The organism is Sporosarcina sp. FSL K6-5500 (genome assembly GCF_038005665.1).
GTDB lineage: Bacteria > Bacillota > Bacilli > Bacillales_A > Planococcaceae > Sporosarcina > Sporosarcina psychrophila.
The window spans coordinates 4,835,232-4,853,132 of record NZ_JBBOTP010000001.1 but is presented as its reverse complement, the minus strand read 5'-3'; the positions used below and the strand labels follow the sequence as shown (position 1 = coordinate 4,853,132).

The following is a 17,901-nucleotide window of genomic DNA, read 5'->3' as shown; positions in this document are numbered from 1 at the left end:
TAAAAGTGTTATACATTAAACCATTGCTACTATGATTACAACTGCTTGGCTTACGACTTTTTACAAACGTTAATCCTTTTTGGTTATAAAGGTAGTTCCTGCCTTAGGCTCTTCGGCTCAAGCTATTCTCGCTGGGGTTGCTGCCTTTCGCTCCAATCAACGAAAAGAACCTCATAATCGCGAGCAATCATATAACTGTTCGCTTTTTCAATAGATCATGAGAAATTTACTCATATAAATTAGAAATTGATTTGGAGGGATTACAGTGGGAAATAGTGTATATCTTGATTTACTAAATCCGGATTTATTCAATATTTTCGAAGGAGAAATTACATTTTCTAATGAAATAGAAAGTAGTTCTTCTATTGGAAACATATCAATGTGCAATTCACTATATCCACAGATAATACTAACTTTATCTAGTCCTTTAACCATAAAGGCAGATGACGAAACAATCTTTGATTATTATATTCAAACTTCCGAAGATCATATCCTAAATGAGGTTGCTTCCGAATGGGGCTATTACGAAGATGAGAAGAGTATTGTTCACCCTACAATCTACCTTGATAATATTGAAACGCCTAGTACAGAGGTGGATGAAGTTATTATATTCATTATGAATTGTAGCCATATCGGTTTAACATTTTTAGAGCAGTGCGATTATAATTTTGCGCATAACGATTGGATAATAAATTTGAAATTCAGACCTGATAAAAAAACTGAATCATTTTATGATGATTTGAGAAAAAATAGGGGGTATGAAATAACTCATGTAGGTACTATTTCAAGTAAATATAAAAATAGATTTTATTCTAATGAAATTACAGATGTTGTTGTACAACTAGAATGGTATTTATCTTTTTTTAGTGCCCAAAATGTATTTATTCCTATACTTATTGGACTTAAAGATGATAATAAAGTGTGGGAGAAATACCGTACTAAAAATAGAGATATTAAACATTTTCAGGATTCCCATGGCTGTTTTCCTTATCAAGCAACAGAAGACTTTAACCTTTTATTTACAAAAGTTGCTACGAAATTAGAGGAGGAAATTTGGAGTGATGTTTTAAAAGTTGTGCTGAATTGGTACCTTGAAATAAAAAGTACTGGTATGTATGAAAATAAGATAATTTCTACACAAATAGCATTAGAACAACTAGCTTGGAATTACCTTGTTAATCAAGAACAAGTTTTAGATAAAGAAGCGTATAAAAGATTACGAGCATCTGATATTCTCAGGCTATTCTGTTATCAATTAAATATCCCTAATGTGTTTGTTGAAAACCCTGGACCTGCATTGATAAATAAATATAATAATGATAGTGTCCATATGTTTGTTGATTTTAGAAATAATCTTGTCCATCCAGAGAAAAAAAGTGATTTTAATAATACAAATGTCAATAATATTTTTTACGCTTACAAACAAGGTCTATACTTTTTGGAGCGAGCGATTACAATTATTTGTGGTTATAAAGGAAAGTACAGGTAGGTGAATCAAATTCATAACCCAATGCCCCTACGGCTCAAGGGGTTTTAAGCATAAAATGCATCCGCCTGGAGCGAAATGTAACCACACCATACCCGTACACATCAAAAATAGCCATATATCGAGATTTTTCAATCGAATATGCGGCTTATTTTTTTGGGCTACCCGATAATAACTGCTATCAAACCTGCATTTCAAGCTCCGCAACTTCAACATAATAACCAAGATACTCCATAAAGATCTCCTTAAGTTCCTCTTTCTCCAACATCGGCGACATCACCACAGGATAGCTTTTATTAAACTCAAGAAGGACTTGCCGTCCCACCCTCGGATCATCACCTAAGTCATCGCGCCACGTTATTTTTTTCTTTAATATACTGGATAGCCCTAATTCATCGACGATCGACAAAATATTAAAGACGAATTGTTTGTTGCGGAATACCTCGTATTTAATCATATAGTTATAGAGGTCCAGGTTGTCGACGATGACCTCATAATAGTATTCTCGGGTAGCTTCGTCTTCGACAAGGTCGGTTATATATTCAGCTCCGATTACGGTCTTGTAAATGTAATTTTCCCAGTCGAAGTTCTTCAGCACAATGTTGTTGAAGTTCGTGATGCTTTCTGTAATCTCTGGGTATTCTCGTAGGAGGAAATCACGTTTCTTCAAGACGAGCAACGAGTGCCAAAACTGCTCGTCGAAGTGTAATTCGCGATTGCTTGATAGGTAGTGATTGCCTACTGTCTCGAATGCTTCTAAAAATAATTGCTTCCTAGCTTCTTCACTTCTTTTCGCCATATAGATAGGGAAGTCAGGTGCTTCTTTTAGATAGACGGTTTCATCGGTAAAGTAGTCATCGTTGTTTTCGATTGTGTCATTCAAGAAGTCATTGTAAAACTGTTCGTTTTTCTTGTAGCCTTTGTTTAGCAGTTTAATCTCCACTTGCTTCCAATCCTTTCACAGCTGTCGCATATTTTTCAATGACGCGGTCGGAAATTTTGTAGATCACTTCGTCAAGCCAATCGACGTCTAATTCATATACCATCTTAGCTTTCATAAGTCGATACAGTTTGGCATCTAGCGGATCCGTTGGCAATTCTACATCGTCTAGATAGACATGGTCGTCAGAACCATAATCGGGATTGGTCGCGAAACGGTGCAATGCTTTCTGAAGCCCCATATAGATATAAGGGTTATTTAGCGTTCCGCTCATCGGCATGCCAGCGAATTGTAGATCTTCATTTTTGTAATGAATGATTATCGTTTCACTGCCAAGTTCTACTTTAATATCAGACTTTAACGTAGTGTCAATCTTACGTTCAAATAAGTCGAAAGGTTTTGTAGAGCTGCCTTCAAAAATAACGGTATTCGAAAAGCCGAGAAGTGCATGTTTCGGAACGACGATGTCATCCCTGAATTCTTGAAAGAAGTCGTTTACGTCTTCATTGTCACGGAATGAGATGTCGGTTGTCGCTTGAATGCTCATTTGGATTGACGTTCTTGTATTGATGGATAAACGTGATTTCGCAATTTCGATAGCACGTTCATCTGGCTGTAATTTATAAAACTTATTATCCTTGGACTGGATAATTAAGAAAAGCTGAGCTTGATGCCGAGCGAGTAGCTGTTGTAAGAAATCGGATTCTACTTCGTATTCTATATCGAATCGATAGGTATCTGTATTCTCCTTCAGATCGACGTTCAACGTAAATCCGCCACTCTCATAACTGTTCGATGTATTCGTTAGCACTGGGTAAGGGAAATTGGCATCCTTTTTGTAAATCATTTTACACCTCTACATAATAGACGAACTTCAATGCACGGTTGTAGTTGTTTTTAAGATCGAAGGTCAATTCAGCTACGCCTTGATTGATCGTCACATGATTTATTTTATTGTTGTTGAGTGAGCATGTTGAACCTGTGGATTTGTCGATGACTTGACTGAAATTGTCTTTCAGTTTGAATGCGCTTCTGTATTCTTGGCCCATGCCGTCAATAATTGAAATGCTGACGTTGCATGTTGCAGCTTTTTTAACTTGCTCGTTGCTAGAAAGGTTGAAACGAACAATTTCTTTATTCCCAATGAGCAGACGCTCTACGGTGTTCGGATGAATGTTAAAAATGCTAAGTGGCTTGTCATCGGTCGAATCGGTATTTTCCGCGGATGACTCCCTTTTCACCGGTTTGATAAGTGGTCGATCGGTTGGTTTGGTGCGCTCCCCGGGTTTCTTTTTCTCTTTTCGAGGAGGTAAATCATCATCCATTTTGACGACAGGTTTCTTCTTGTCGATGACAACTGCTCCCATCGCTTTGGATAATTCTTGTTTAAACTGGATTTCAGAAACGTACAGCAAGTCTTTTGTATCCATTTTGCCATCTGTCGGGTTATGCTCTTTTACCGCTTCATCAATGACAGCGGTCATCGCTCTCGACAAGTTGATAATAAATCGCTTCGCTCGTTTTTGCAGCACGGGATCTTTAATGTGATCAAATGTGAGCTCGGTATGCGACTCGTTTTCTAACGACTTTAAATACGCATCTTCTTTCATTCCGCCGATCAATACCGCGTTGAAAGGTTGATTCGCTTTGTTCTTTACTTTTTTATCTTCAATTTTCATGCCGATCGTTCTGACAATCGCAACTCTGCCTTTTGGTATTTCTTCGTCGTATCGGAAATAGAGGTTGAATTCGTATTCATCTTTTCCGTCTGATACTTGAATCGTCCGTGGTGGCTGGTTGAGATAAGTGCTGACATAAAGAGGGGTAAACGTCTGCTTCATATCTTCAATATTTTGGGTGTAGTATTCCGGATCATTGACGTAGTCTTGAATATTGCTAGCGTTGATCTTTTTCCCGTTTATGTCTACTTCCAATTTGTTTAGTAAAATTGAAACGAAAAAGCTGTCGCACACGCTGCGGATAATTTCCGTTTGATCGCTATATTCTTTTCTTAAGAACGGAATGATGATCTTTAAGCCGCGCGTTTTCTTTTCGAAGACTTCGTGGAAGTTGTTCTCAAAAGGATAGAATTTTGTTTTATTCGCATCAAGATATGTAATATCGGCGAAGTAGCCTGTGGAACGGTAACTTTGATTTTCATAGTTATGCTCAATCAGTTGGACGGTACCGCCTAAATGCTGATCTCCGAATTCATCGCAGTTTGCGAAATACATCACATTTAAATCTGAAGCTGCGTTGGAAGCGATTTTACCAACTCCATGAGATCCGCCACGAGAAGTTTCTACAGCTTCGTCCTCTTCTTCTGAATGAACCCCTTTGTTATAGGCGTAAATCGCCCAAGTGTCTTTAGGTGAATGACTCTGGCCATTTTTAGCGCCGCTCAAGCCTCTTGTATTGGAATCTTCAAAAGAGATATAGTGAACCTCTTCTTCATCAGACGTTTTTACCATATGTTCAATGGCTTCTTTTGTATAACTGTTACGTCCTTTCAAGCAATGGATGCGTTCTATTACTTCTTCAATTGCTGGGATATCTTTCTTTTTGATAGTACCTGTTTTAATGGAAAACTTTACTGGACCTCCATTGCCAAGTAACCTTCCATCTAAAGAGTTTTGGATGTTTTCACGGATCAGACCAGCTACTTTCAAGTTATAAAAACGTTCAAGTATTTTATTGAAATTGGATTCTTCTATATTAGGAATCGGGGAGAACTGCCAATAGGACATACTGCACCTCAAATGGATTTTCATATTTTATTATCGGATATCTTGGATCCAAGATATTATATTTTAAGTATAGGGCAAAAGGGAAGGGGGATCAATGATTCTATTAGGAAAGACTTGTTTAGGTGAGGAGCACGTGAATGGGTTAAGAAATTTTGTGACAAACTTATCGTTGGAAACGTAAGTGTAAAAAGTAAACTTTTTAAATTTCAGGAACCTCTTTAATTTTAGGTGCCTGTGCGTGAAACTACTCTGGTAATTCACTACAATTGAATAAAAATAGAAAAAGTATCAGACAAAATGGCGAATGTCTGACTTTTTTTACGTGTTTATTCAGATATGTGAATTGTTTGCCGTTGTGTCACACACAGGTACCGTAGAATTAACTTCTTATTTCCGAGAACGAAGTAACCACTGAAATTTCGGAAGGTAACATCATGTTAATCAGCGAATTGGATTCATTTTATGAATTCGAAGTATTAATAAAAGAAACTGAAGACATGCGCGATAAAGTAAGTAGCTTGCTTGTTAAGTTGAAGAATAAAAAGTGAATAAAAAACGACCATATACTCAATTGAGCGTATGGTCGTTTTTGGTATAACCAAGATTTATGAGGGATAACTTAGTGGTATATATAGATTTTTTAAAAAAATGAACATAAATTTATGCTGTTTTCGTATAGGTTATTGCAAATTCGACTTTCGCTCAAAATATGCATGCAATCTATAATCACAAATTTCCTTTGTCCAGCGAAACAAAGTTTCTGCGTGCTCAGCTAATGGAGTTACATGGATTATAAAGACATTATCTAGAAATGAAATTAACCCTTTTGACGAATCACTCCAATAGGACAAAGGCATCCGGGTGAGAAGGGAAGTGATTTTCTTTTCATTGTAAATACGAAGTTCTTTCCCTTTGTTATCAGAGAAGTCTGTTCGTATTCTATAGTCTTTTTCTGTGAAATAACGATGGAAATAAGGTGCGATTTGCTCGGGAGTGACTGGCGTTAGCCACTCATCTTGTCCTCTTGAAAGCATGTAGTGGAGCACAATCATCTTATAGCTTTTCGTCATTCCCGTTCCTGTTGCTTCCTGAATCCAATTCTTATACACTTCAAAGGCATCTAGTTCTATGTCACTTAATTCCCCTGCATATGCAAGCAAGCCAGGGTAGGAGTCGAACTCTTGTCTAACAAAGCGGGAATCAGCATCTGCTTTTAGGTGAAATTCTAAGTAAGTAGGGCGCACGCCAAGATCCGTTTTTAGTTTTGAAAATGCATCGACTAGTTGTTGTTTACGAGGCGAACGTTTTCGCTTCATTTCTTCAAGTAAATTCACGACAGCAAGATCTAGTTGGAAATCGCAGTTTTCAGGCAAATTTAACGAGACTGATTTCAAGGATTTTGGCTGCTCTCCATATTCTGTAAAGACACGCATTTTAACTTCTGCATTACGGTAATTTCCTATCAAATCAATAATGACGCAATGTGATTTTCCGTTGGCAAGACGTAAGCCACGTCCGATTTGTTGCGTAAATACAGTGAGTGACTCAGTGGGGCGTGCAAAGAGTAATGTGTCGACAGATGGAATGTCTACACCTTCATTAAATAAATCGACCGTAAAAATGACGTCAAGTTCTCCTAATTCAAGTCGTTTCCTTGCATGGAGCCTTGTGTTGCGTTCTGTTTTACCGTGTAATGCGATCGTTTTGTAGCCTGCCTTATTGAAGTGTTGGCTTAGATGAACCGCTTGCTTAACAGATGAGCAAAAGCCGATTGTTCTACTTTGTTTTTCTTGTTCCCAGGCACTTAAAACAGCATCTGCATAATCATATCTAAGTTGTAGGCGAAGTAAACCTTCTTCGTCATACGAATTATTTCGCCATTGCAACCCGCTATAGTCCGTCTTGTCAAAAACACCGTAATAGATAAAAGGAGAAAGCCAGTTTTGACGAATGGCTTCAAGGAAATGAATTGAAATCGCCACGTTGCCATCGCAAAGACTGTAGACATCTTTATTGTCTAAACGGTCTGGTGTCGCTGTGATGCCCAGAAGAAACTCAGGTGAAAAGTAGTTTAAAATCCGTTCATAGGTAGGTGCGACCGCATGATGAAATTCATCGATAATGATAAGGTCGAATTCGTCAGGTCGAAATTTATGGAGATGATAATCTGTTGCTAATGTGAAAACAGATGCAAAAAGAAAGTCTGCATCAGCTTCCTTTACAAAGCCGTTATAGATGCCAGTCGTTCGCAAGGGATGTACATGTTTGAAAGAACTTTCTGCTTGCTCCAAAATTTCTTCTCGGTGCGCAATGAATAATACTTTTTTATAGCCATGAGCGAAAAAGGCAGCAAGATACGTTTTGCCGAGCCCAGTTGCAAGTACGACAAGTGCCTTGTTGTAGTCTTCTTCACGTGTTTGCTGAAGCGCTTCCAGTGCAAGAAGTTGGACAGGTCTCGGTTTGACAATATCTAGTTTCGTCTCATATGTCGTTTGCATTTCAAAAATGGTTTCCTGTTCTCTAGCCACGCCAAACATGACTTCGATTTCGTCACTATGCGCCCAAACTTCACTTACTGCGACATCAAGATTTGATTGACGATGTGCTTCTTTATAATTGATTAACGTCTCAGGATTTAATCGCATCGTGTTTGTTGAAAGGAACTGTTTCATAAATTCTGACATAGCTGTTTCAAAAAGATTTTCATCCACGGTTGAAGGAGCATAAAGATTCCATTCGATTCCATTCATCATGGCGGATGCCGAAAGATTCGATGAACCAACAATAATATGAGATTTTTCATCAGCTCGGAACAAATAGGCTTTCGGGTGAAAGGAAACGCCACGACTTTCATAAAGACGAATCTCCGCATTGGGTAACTCCGTGAATAATAGTTCAAGAGCTTCCGGTTGGTTGATATGTAAATAATCACCGATAACTATTTTGATTTCCGCACCATTTGCAGCCGCTTTTTTTAAATGAGGCAACACAAGTTTAACCCCTGATTTCATCGCGAATGCAACAATCCAGTATATGTTTTCTGCCTTTTGTGTCAGCTCTTTAATTTCACCAATTAAGTTAGAGGTGATTAGACGGACTTCAGTCATCTTTTACTCCAATCAGAAAAGTCCGCTTATCAAATCCACTGCACTTCTTCATTTTATCCAGGCGTACTCCCTCAACCGTTTTTATAGTAATTATATTGCTATATTCATTATTAGTTAATGCATGAGATGTTAGGTTTTTTATTGGCCCTCCGATGACTGCTGGAATGCGATTTCGAACTAGTTTGTTGTAGGTTGGCATTATAGTCATCTCCTTGTGTTCATCAACTCAACTCTTCGTTAATCATAGCATGACATTTATAAAATGAATGAGGCTCTCCAAAGAAAGTGAATCACGTTTTTTTAATAAAGAAATGATTCTTACGGGATGGATTTTAAGTTTTCAATTTTAGGTACAATTCAGTAAAGAAAATTCAATTTTATAAAAATCAATGTAAATCAATACCTATGCGATTTTTCTTCATAAGGACAGTTAGTATATGCTAAGTTAACTAGACCATAGTAATAAACTGAAGATACACTGTATGATAGAATGGAACTATAAAAGCATTTTGGATCGGGAATTTCATATATGAACGAGGAAATTCCAATATGTTAAGTGCAACCTATATTTATACTAAAGCCCAGTCAGAAAAATTAGTACTTTAGATTGAAATGAAATTATTGAATATATCTATTTATAGGGACAAATTCACGTAAAAATGCATATTCAATTTTAATCTGAGATAGGAAATAAGACACAGAAGTATATAAAATTTACTGAAAACCAAATATATTATAGAAAAGTTAATATGGTAATCAAAAAAACGGATGAAAGTCAGGAGTTGTGTCCAGTGAAAAGATTTACAGCAAATTATTGTCGGTCGAATTCCAACTTTATCATTACAAATTTACCTGATTATCTAAAAATGAATCCCTATACGAACCTTATTAGAATCGTGCAAAACTTATTGACACGTGGAAATCCGACTATCGCATCTGCTTTTATTCGGAAGGAGTTGCAGCTGAATCGTAATTACCTTGATAAGCTTGAAGAAACCGTGTTTTTATCAAATGATGATCTTAATTGGACCAAAACAATTAAAGGAGATATTAGTCGTGCAGATTATCCAGCCTATGAATTTTATAACGACCTATCAAGTATTTTAAAAAGTGTAGGATTTATTACAAACTTAACGATAGCTGAATGTATGATTCAGGATATCCTGCCGGAAGTAAGCGATGCTTTTCATAATCAACAAGTCGATTTTTATATTCCATTGCTTAAAACTGTTATTGAAGTGGATGGCAGTGGACATCAAGATCGTGTCCAAAAAGAGTTGGATAAAGAGCGGAATAAACTATTTGAGAGAAATGCTATTAGGGTTATTCGAATTAGTACAGATGAAATAAGAAGTAAATCCTATGAATCTTTTAAAGTGGAATTTAGGAAAGTATACCAGGATCATAAAGTGGCAATCAATCTATATAGTAGAGCATTGAAAGTCTCACATAAACAAATCGAAACTCAAGTATTGCTGACCTCAATTGCTCGAGTACAAGTTCTAGTACTAGAGTTATTGGATCGAGGGGTTATTTCATTAGACGATCGTATATGGAGATTTAATATACTTGCGAAAGATGCGGAACGCTATCTGACCCTTGCTCTTAAGGATTTAGAGGAATGGTTCGGTCATGTCGCTGCGCTGTTAAATATTCCAATTTCATTACCAAAAATCCAAGTTAATGTTTTTGAAAAAGTAACGGATTTTCCTTTTCACCAGAAGCAAATTAATATAGATTTCGATTTATTTAAACGTTGGGACGACACAGTAGTTCAAGGAAATGTTTATGTGATTCGAACTGATTTCTATGATGATGCTAGCTACTTTACTATGAAAATAAACGAACCGATCATCTATAAGATTGGTGTGAAATCTCATAGGATTCATTTAGAGTTTATATCAAACAATCTGTTTGGTTATCCTAAATTCAAAAAGGGGCAAATTGAAATCATTGTAAATTCTCTTAACGGAGAGGATACCATAGGTTTATTGCCTACAGGCGGAGGGAAATCGTTAACTTATCAAATTTGTACATTGCTACAACCTGCGATTAGTTTTGTCGTTGCGCCAATCAAATCCCTGATGCTGGATCAAATTAGGGGTATGAAAAACAAGCATCATATTACCCATGCTGCTTTCATTAATAGTGATTTATCACCGGAAGAAACGGATAGAACACTTCGGCATTTCACGGCGGGTAGGTACTTTTTTATAATCATTTCACCGGAACGTTTTCAGCAACAGAAATTCCGAAATGAGCTGTCACTAATCAATCGTACGAAAGCGGTTGCAATCGCAACAATTGACGAAGTACATTGTATTTCAGAATGGGGTCATGATTTCAGGACTTCTTATTTAGCCTTGGCAAATACGATACGTCGCTTTACTCCTTCTGCACGTTTTTTGGCATTGACCGCAACCGCTTCCTCAAAAGTATTGAAAGATATCATGACGGAACTAAAAATTGAATCACATAATGTTTTAACGATATCTAATTTCAAACGTGAAGAATTGACCTTTGATATACAGAGCGTCACAAAAAAAACGAGACCACAAGAATTATTTGAACTACTAGGAACTTCAAGTTTACTATCTGAATCTGATGTAGGACCTACAATTGTATTTACCCCAGTTGTCAATGGAGAGAATGGCTGCTACGAATTAAGTCATTCAATCTCAAAAAACACGAAATTGAAAACCGGTTTTTATTCAGGTAGTAAACCTAAAAAGTTTGTAGTTCCCAATTACAACAATTACAAAGAAAAAATTCAAGAATCGTTCATGGATGATGAAATCAATGTGCTTGTTTCCACAAAAGCTTTTGGAATGGGCGTCGATAAAAGCAACATCCAGAGAACTATTCATTACGGTATGCCGAATTCACTTGAGTCCTTCTATCAAGAGGCGGGAAGGGCAGGTAGAGGCGGGGAAAAATCAAAATGTTTTATTTTGTATTGTCCTGATGTATTAGATGAAAAGGAGATAGGGGATATATTTGGTACCAATACAGATTTGAACAAACTTAAAGGATATCAAAATCGTATGAAAGGCGATTTGGGTACATCATTGTTTTTCTTAAAGAATTCACTGATGGATATTCAGGCAGAAGCAGATGAATTATTCGAATTCTATCAAAAGTCATTTATGATAGGGGAAGATATGACTGATATTAGTTGTTTTAACGAACAGGAAATGCAGAAGAAGGAACGATTTATTTATCGTTTAGCTTTGATTGGTGTAGTGGAAGATTGGACAATTGATTGGGGTAAACGACGCATAGAAGTGGAATTGAACGACTGGACAGAACAATCAGTTATAGCCACATTGGAACGTCATATTCAAAAATATGATTACAGCTTTACGCTTGATAGTAAAGAATCGACCTCAGATGACTTTTTTGAAATGATTACACATTTTCACAACAGTGAAGAGCCATTTTTGAAGAGAATTCTATACGTTCTATTAAAATGGTATAACGATAATGTCAGCTATTCGCGAAAGCGTTCGTTGTTATTAATGAAAGAATATGCTGATGAATTTACCGATAGTGAAACATTGCAAAATAAGATTGAAACATATTTCAAAAGAAATAACGATGTTTATTTCTTAGAGAAAATAGTGGCAAACGAAGATAATCTCCAAGAATGGTATAAAATATTTTTCATTGAAGAGGAAGGAAAAGAGCTTCAGCCACGCTCTACCACTTCATTTAAAAGCTTGTCGATAACATGTAGCCGATTTTTGGAGAGTTATAATCAAGATCCAGCACTTAATTTGATTTCGGGTATGTTGGAACTTCAACAAGAAAAGTTTGACACAATTGACGGGAAGAAGCGGATGGCTTCTGCCGTAAGTATTATTGCAAAATTGGACGCGGTTCCTAGGAAGAATATGCTAACATCCATTCTGCATACATTTAATTCTTATTATGACTACGAAAAACAAAAACTGTTGAGTGAAGTCCTGATATCAAACGGATTCAACAAGATGGATGACTTAAAGGAGATTCACGTTAACCTTGAAGATACGTTTAGCTTTGGTCATATGATAAAAACGCTACACACAACCGTGAAACACCAAAAAGTAGGAGGATATCCATGGGAGATTTAGAGCAAATAGAACTACTGGAAGAATATATCGAAGACTTTGGAAAAGAATTAAAAAACATCAAAAAAGCATCCGATTATTTAAAATTGATAGAGCAATTCCAAGATGAAGTTACAAGGACAACCGTTATTTTGGATCAATCTAAAGATAATATGGTTGTACAGCAAGAAATTACAACGGCAAAACTCTCCCTTTATCAATCCATCCTTCAAGGAATTGAGCAGAAACAAAAAGTCCTTGAAGAATTGCAAAATAATACAATGAATGACCTTTCAGGTTTGAATCAAAAGCATGATAAACACATGAACGAATTAAAGGAATCAATCCAAGAGTTATTTAACGCAATTAATGAAAATAGGATTGTTATTGAATCGTTATCCAAAGATCAAAAAGAACATCAAAGCTCACTGTTCAAGAAATTGTTAATTACGGTAGGATTATTCCTTGGACTTAATACGGCCTTAGGTATAACGATTGTATTTATGTTGTTAAATGGGTAATAAGAGGTGTTGGAGAAGGTGGTTTTGAACTTAATTAAAAAGTAATTAACTTTAAGTACCTGTGTGCGGTATTATTTAGTGGGAACAATTAAATCAATGACTATCTGATATTCCTTTACTTTTTATTTAATTGCTAGAATGTGTGAATTGTTCATATTTTAGTCTGACACAGGTGTACCAGGAGGTCATTAGTCATGGTGAATACAGAGGAGGAAAAGCTAATGGGAAAAGAGAAATTCATACAATGGCTGAACGAAAACAACATTTCTAGCAATCAAAAATATGACAGTTGCTTGAAGAGTAGGGAAGGGGCTGTGAGGAACATCGATGAGCATTTTGAAGCAGATTCAATCAGCGTAAAGTTGAAGAAAACTAGTGAAAAACTGTTGTCTGAAAATAACCTACTGCCACTGAAACAATTAAATGAAGGATATAGCCGTTTCGAACAAAAGTTTAACCCGGAAATATTAAAGGGCTTTGATGGAGAGCTGCTAATTGAAACAATATTTAATATCGGTAACCGGGATGGAATGACTTACTGGCTGGAATTCAAAAATGATGATGAATTTAAAACAAACTCGAATAGCTATGGGAGTATAGCTGGTGGAAGTGCGTTCAAATTTATAATGTTCAAACGAAATATAGATGGTAAATGGGTAACTGGAAATCCACAAAACCCCACGATATTATCCACTGAGGAAGCAGTAGCACTCGGTAGAGACTTAAGAGACGCGTTAATTGCAGGTTCAGAAATTATTGATAAACTGTCAGTGAAGGCAGATATCCTTGATTATACTGACTTACAACAGCAGCTAGAGTCAGTCCTTACAAACAATATGTACAACCTTGGTTGGGTACATAAATATTATCACATGTTATATCCGAATAAGATTGACTCCTTTCATTCAACAAAGTGGCAAAAACATTCGCTTATCAGTTGCGGTGTAATTCCGGAACAAGAAGATAAATTATATACAATGTCGAGACAATTGATGCAAATAATTAACGAGATAGACCTTCCATCAAGTTATGCGGCGATTTCGATGAACGAATTATTTGGACCGCCAATAAATTACTTTAGAATCGGCACAGGCGATGGCGAGAATCGGTATTGGGAATCTATGAGAACAAATTCATACGTTGGAATTGGTTGGTCGAAGCTTGGTGATTTGAATGTGAGTTTTGCAGAAGACACCATGAGAAAAGATATATCGGAAGCACTAACCGAGCAGTATCAATATAATAGTTCTGTATCTAGTAGAAAAGCGGGTGAAATTATAAGGTTTTATAATCGAATTAAAATAGGAGATATCGTAGTGGCAGCACGTGGTGAAAAGATACTTGGAATAGGACGAGTTTCGGGGGACTATGAATATGTTGAAGACAGAACGTATCCCCATTGTAAAAATGTAGAGTGGATTAAAATTTTTAAAGAACCAATCGGATTACCGAATGCAAGTGCAGGGAAGCTTACCACTTGTTTCAGGTATAAAGATATCGAGAATACATTTGCAATCGAAAGCCTTATCCGTGAGAAAAACAATGTAGACGATACCCCGCTGGAAGTATCATTATCGCCTTTAACAGGAACTGTTGCAGATATTGAAAATACACTAAAGCGGAAAAAACAAGTGATTTTATATGGTCCGCCTGGGACTGGTAAAACATACTACGCAGAAAAAGCATGCTTTGAAATTTCTGCCAGAAGTTTATTTAGAAAGTCATTCTCTGTATTAACACCAATCGAGAAAGAAGAAATTTTAGGTGACGGCAGAACAAATGGTACTGTTCGTATGTGCTGTTTCCATCCCTCGTATGGCTATGAAGATTTTATCGAGGGGATAAAACCCAGAGTTATCAATCAGCAAACAGTCTTCGAGCCGAAAGATGGAATCTTTAAAGAATTGTGCACAGATGCAATTGAAAATCCTGATAAAAAGTATTACTTGATCATCGACGAAATCAATCGTGGGGATATATCTCGTATATTTGGTGAGCTCATCATGTTGATTGAAGCTGGGAAACGTGGTAAAAGTATCATTCTATCACTTACCAATACATCCTTCTCGGTACCTGGAAATGTTTATATTGTTGGTACGATGAATACCGCAGACCGTTCTATCGCCTTATTGGATGTCGCACTTCGCAGAAGGTTCGGCTTCATTGAATTGATGACGGATTATAGTCTGTTTGAGAAGAGCGTATTCGAAGGATTACCACTGGCAGGATGGTTGAAAGAATTAAACGGCAGAATTCGCGAACATATCGGAAATGAGGCTAGAAATCTTCAAATAGGTCATTCTTATTTCTTGGAGAAAGAGAAAGTGATGATGGATAATGAGAAGTTCAAATGGATTATTAAAGAAGATATTATTCCACTCATCGAAGAGTATTGTTACGGTGATTATTCGCTAATTGCAAAAATATTAGGTGAAGGTGTTGTTGATGTGAAAAATCAGATGATCAAACCAGAACTTTTTGGATCATCGGATATCTCGGATCTTGTCACAGCACTGCTGACGCAGAGTCCAACTCTCCGTGTGGAAGTAGAGTCGGTCGAGGATAGTCAGGAAGACGATGGAGTTGAAGGTGAGGAATGATTACAGAACCAGTAGTTAATATGAATGAATGGGAATCTATTCTATTGGAAGGTGTAGAATTATTCGATCAAAATGCGCGGCAAGTAGCAAAGCTATTGACAGAAAAAAGAATTATAGAAGTAATCGAACTGAAAAGTGGATTATCGATAACTACAAATTCTTATGTAGGTAGAATAAAATTAGGTTTTTTGCAAATAAATATCAACCCGAAGATAAACGGCATGCCCCTTTATGAATTGTTGAAATATGCATATGGCCTGCGGGATTTGAAGTTGTTTAATACTGCAAACCATTCTTTCGATAATTTTTCATTCTTCGATTTACTTATTTATGAACTTTATATAGAAGCTGAAAACTTGATGCGTAGGGGAATTCAAAAGAGTTATATTCAGAAAGAAGAAAACAGGTCTTCTCCTAGAGGAAAGATAGATATGAATCAGCTCTGTAATCAAGGCGGGCTGACCAAAGGCACATTGCCATGCAAGTATTTTAACCGGGATGAAGATCATATTCTCAATCGTGTAATGCTTGCGGGAATAAAACTTGGGTTGAAGCTTGTCATTGATGATGAATTGAAAATCAATCTTCGAAGGCTTTGCTACAGGCTTGAGGAAACAATCCAAGACATTCCGTTGTCAAGAAACAGTTTACGACTTGCCCAAAATAATATTAGTCGGTTGACGGGTAGGTACTCCTCATTACTTGAAATTATTAATATCCTATATGAATCACAAGGTATACAACTGGAAGATGAAACAAGTCGTATTGATTTGCGGGGTTATTTCTTTGATATGAATGCTTTTTTTGAAAATTTGGTAGGGCGGTTATTAGTAAATTGTAGTGATGGATATTCCTTGAAGGAGCAGTTCAGTTTACATAATCTATTCATGTATACGCCAGGTTTTAATCCGAACCGTAGGAAGTCCCCGACCCCGAGGCCAGACTTTGCGCTAATGGTGGATGGAAAAGTATTGAAAGTAATGGATGCCAAGTACAGAGATTTGTGGGCAAGAACCTTGCCGAGTGAAATGCTTTACCAATTGTCAATTTATGCGTTGAGCGTAATAGGAAATGGTACCGCAACAATCCTTTATCCATCGATTAATGATATTCCGATTGTGCAAAAGATTGATATTAATGATCCTATTTCTGGTTCGAAATTGGCAAGTGTCATTTTACAACCTATAAATCTTATGAAAATAGCTCAGTTTGTTACGAACGACCAACACAACTTGAAGGCTTATGTAAATCATTTAAGTATGCATTAATGCTTATGATTTTAGGTACCTGTGGTTTGACCCACATATTTCTGACACAGGTACCTCCTTTTCCTCTCATTCCCGTTCAGAATAAGCTAGATGTATTAACTCCTTTATGATTTCTAGTGAAACCATATCTTTTAACTTAATATCGATTTGGTTTTTGTCTCTTTTGTCAACTGCAATGTAGATTTTCTCCTTATCTTTAAACTGTGCATAAATAGAGTCTCTCATTTTAATAGGAACATGAAAAAGTACCCTATTCCCTTTTGTGGTAATTGATAAATATTTATTGGCTCGTGTTGAACGTTTGATCATAATGCCATCTGACAAATAATAAAAGGATCCTTCTAGGCTGTAAGCATATTCAAATATATCTCTAGCCATCGTTCTTTCATTTGAATCAAATGATTGAATGAGTTGTTCAACCGTTTGAAATTGAGATTTATTGCGTTGAATTTTCTTTTCTACAAATGTCCTGTTTTCATTATAAACCTCTGCATCTTCAAGGTTAATCTCTTTGTACTCATATCCGTGTTTTTCAATGCCTTCTTTGAGTCCCGCAACAATAGAAAATCCAGCTAGCATAAACCGAGTATCTGGGCTATTTGCAAGTCCATTGTACCGAATTAATTGTCCAACTGCACGATCATCTACTCTCAATTTCACCTCAACGTAGAGCTTCTGATTGTTTCGGTCCAAGAATAATAGGTCACATCGATTTCCGTTTAAATTGACTTCACTTTCTAAAAAGATACATCCTTCTTCAATTAAACTAGGATTTGCAATTAATATTTCTTGAAGTTGAATTTCTTTCAATCAACACACCTCTTCCTCTATCTTTTATACGATGCAACCAACTGTAGCTAACGATTTACGGTACATTTCATTTGTATCATATGTTTTATCTGATGAAGATATCAATTATAATTTTAGGTGCCAATGCGGATTTTCATTATTTTTTGTATAATTAATTGAAAATGTAAATTGTTCCTCATTGTGTTTGATATCGGTATCTCCTATCTGTACCCTTCACTGAAACTCCCTTTCGCCAATCGTGCAGTCGCCTTCGAAGACGCTTTAAATTGCTTGCAAGCTTTGTCATTCAAATAATCAATAACAGACACAACGTCGAGATCGTTCTCGACAAGTT

11 protein-coding genes are annotated in these 17,901 nt (G+C 36.5%); 5 read left to right on the top strand and 6 right to left on the bottom strand.

Annotated features, from left to right (window positions below):
- Positions 1 to 265 precede the first annotated feature (265 nt).
- On the top strand, positions 266 to 1,489 hold the full coding sequence (locus MKX62_RS23365; protein WP_340742497.1) for a hypothetical protein: 1,224 nt from the start codon (positions 266 to 268) through the stop codon (positions 1,487 to 1,489).
- A 178-nt stretch (positions 1,490 to 1,667) separates the two neighbouring features.
- Here MKX62_RS23365 and MKX62_RS23360 read toward each other — a convergent pair whose 3' ends face one another.
- The 5 genes from MKX62_RS23360 to MKX62_RS23340 all read right to left on the bottom strand — a co-directional run bounded on the left by MKX62_RS23360 (position 1,668) and on the right by MKX62_RS23340 (position 8,479).
- Complete coding sequence (locus MKX62_RS23360) at positions 1,668 to 2,429, bottom strand: hypothetical protein (protein ID WP_340742496.1); 762 nt, start codon at positions 2,427 to 2,429, stop codon at positions 1,668 to 1,670.
- Positions 2,419 to 3,273 carry a hypothetical protein gene (locus MKX62_RS23355; protein WP_340742495.1) on the bottom strand — a complete coding sequence of 285 codons (855 nt, stop codon included), beginning with the start codon at positions 3,271 to 3,273 and terminating at the stop codon, positions 2,419 to 2,421. Before MKX62_RS23355 ends, MKX62_RS23360 begins: the two co-directional genes overlap by 11 nt.
- Position 3,274: 1 nt before the next feature.
- Entirely contained in the window at positions 3,275 to 5,173 is a 1,899-nt protein-coding gene (locus MKX62_RS23350) for a hypothetical protein (RefSeq protein WP_340742494.1), read from the bottom strand.
- A gap of 680 nt (positions 5,174 to 5,853) precedes the next feature.
- Positions 5,854 to 8,280 carry a DEAD/DEAH box helicase family protein gene (locus tag MKX62_RS23345; RefSeq protein ID WP_340742493.1) on the bottom strand — a complete coding sequence of 809 codons (2,427 nt, stop codon included), beginning with the start codon at positions 8,278 to 8,280 and terminating at the stop codon, positions 5,854 to 5,856.
- A complete protein-coding gene (locus tag MKX62_RS23340) occupies positions 8,273 to 8,479 on the bottom strand; it encodes a hypothetical protein (RefSeq protein ID WP_340742492.1) in 207 nt (68 codons plus the stop codon). The genes MKX62_RS23345 and MKX62_RS23340 overlap by 8 nt, the downstream gene beginning before the upstream one ends.
- Positions 8,480 to 9,071: 592 nt before the next feature.
- On the opposite strand from MKX62_RS23340, the gene MKX62_RS23335 reads away from it, so the two are divergent.
- The 4 genes from MKX62_RS23335 (at position 9,072) to MKX62_RS23320 (ending at position 16,757) form a co-directional block, all read left to right on the top strand.
- Positions 9,072 to 12,392, top strand: a complete 3,321-nt coding sequence (locus MKX62_RS23335; protein ID WP_340742491.1) for a RecQ family ATP-dependent DNA helicase — start codon at positions 9,072 to 9,074, stop codon at positions 12,390 to 12,392.
- Positions 12,380 to 12,889, top strand: a complete 510-nt coding sequence (locus MKX62_RS23330; RefSeq protein WP_340742490.1) for a hypothetical protein — start codon at positions 12,380 to 12,382, stop codon at positions 12,887 to 12,889. Before MKX62_RS23335 ends, MKX62_RS23330 begins: the two co-directional genes overlap by 13 nt.
- Positions 12,890 to 13,083: 194 nt before the next feature.
- On the top strand, positions 13,084 to 15,489 hold the full coding sequence (locus tag MKX62_RS23325; RefSeq protein ID WP_340742489.1) for an McrB family protein: 2,406 nt from the start codon (positions 13,084 to 13,086) through the stop codon (positions 15,487 to 15,489).
- The gene (locus MKX62_RS23320) at positions 15,486 to 16,757 is read left to right on the top strand and encodes an McrC family protein (protein WP_340742488.1); all 1,272 of its coding nucleotides are present in this window, start codon (positions 15,486 to 15,488) and stop codon (positions 16,755 to 16,757) included. Before MKX62_RS23325 ends, MKX62_RS23320 begins: the two co-directional genes overlap by 4 nt.
- Positions 16,758 to 16,823: 66 nt before the next feature.
- Here MKX62_RS23320 and MKX62_RS23315 read toward each other — a convergent pair whose 3' ends face one another.
- Entirely contained in the window at positions 16,824 to 17,567 is a 744-nt protein-coding gene (locus MKX62_RS23315; RefSeq protein ID WP_340742487.1) for an endonuclease NucS domain-containing protein, read from the bottom strand.
- Positions 17,568 to 17,901 lie beyond the last annotated feature (334 nt).

Coding starts and splice junctions, on each gene's coding strand:
- MKX62_RS23350 (WP_340742494.1), bottom strand. CDS start 5,173: ATGTCCTATTGGCAGTTCTCCCCGATTCCTAATATAGAAGAATCCAAT.
- MKX62_RS23340 (WP_340742492.1), bottom strand. CDS start 8,479: ATGCCAACCTACAACAAACTAGTTCGAAATCGCATTCCAGCAGTCATC.
- MKX62_RS23355 (WP_340742495.1), bottom strand. CDS start 3,273: ATGATTTACAAAAAGGATGCCAATTTCCCTTACCCAGTGCTAACGAAT.
- MKX62_RS23345 (WP_340742493.1), bottom strand. CDS start 8,280: ATGACTGAAGTCCGTCTAATCACCTCTAACTTAATTGGTGAAATTAAA.
- MKX62_RS23325 (WP_340742489.1), top strand. CDS start 13,084: ATGGTGAATACAGAGGAGGAAAAGCTAATGGGAAAAGAGAAATTCATA.
- MKX62_RS23320 (WP_340742488.1), top strand. CDS start 15,486: ATGATTACAGAACCAGTAGTTAATATGAATGAATGGGAATCTATTCTA.
- MKX62_RS23330 (WP_340742490.1), top strand. CDS start 12,380: ATGGGAGATTTAGAGCAAATAGAACTACTGGAAGAATATATCGAAGAC.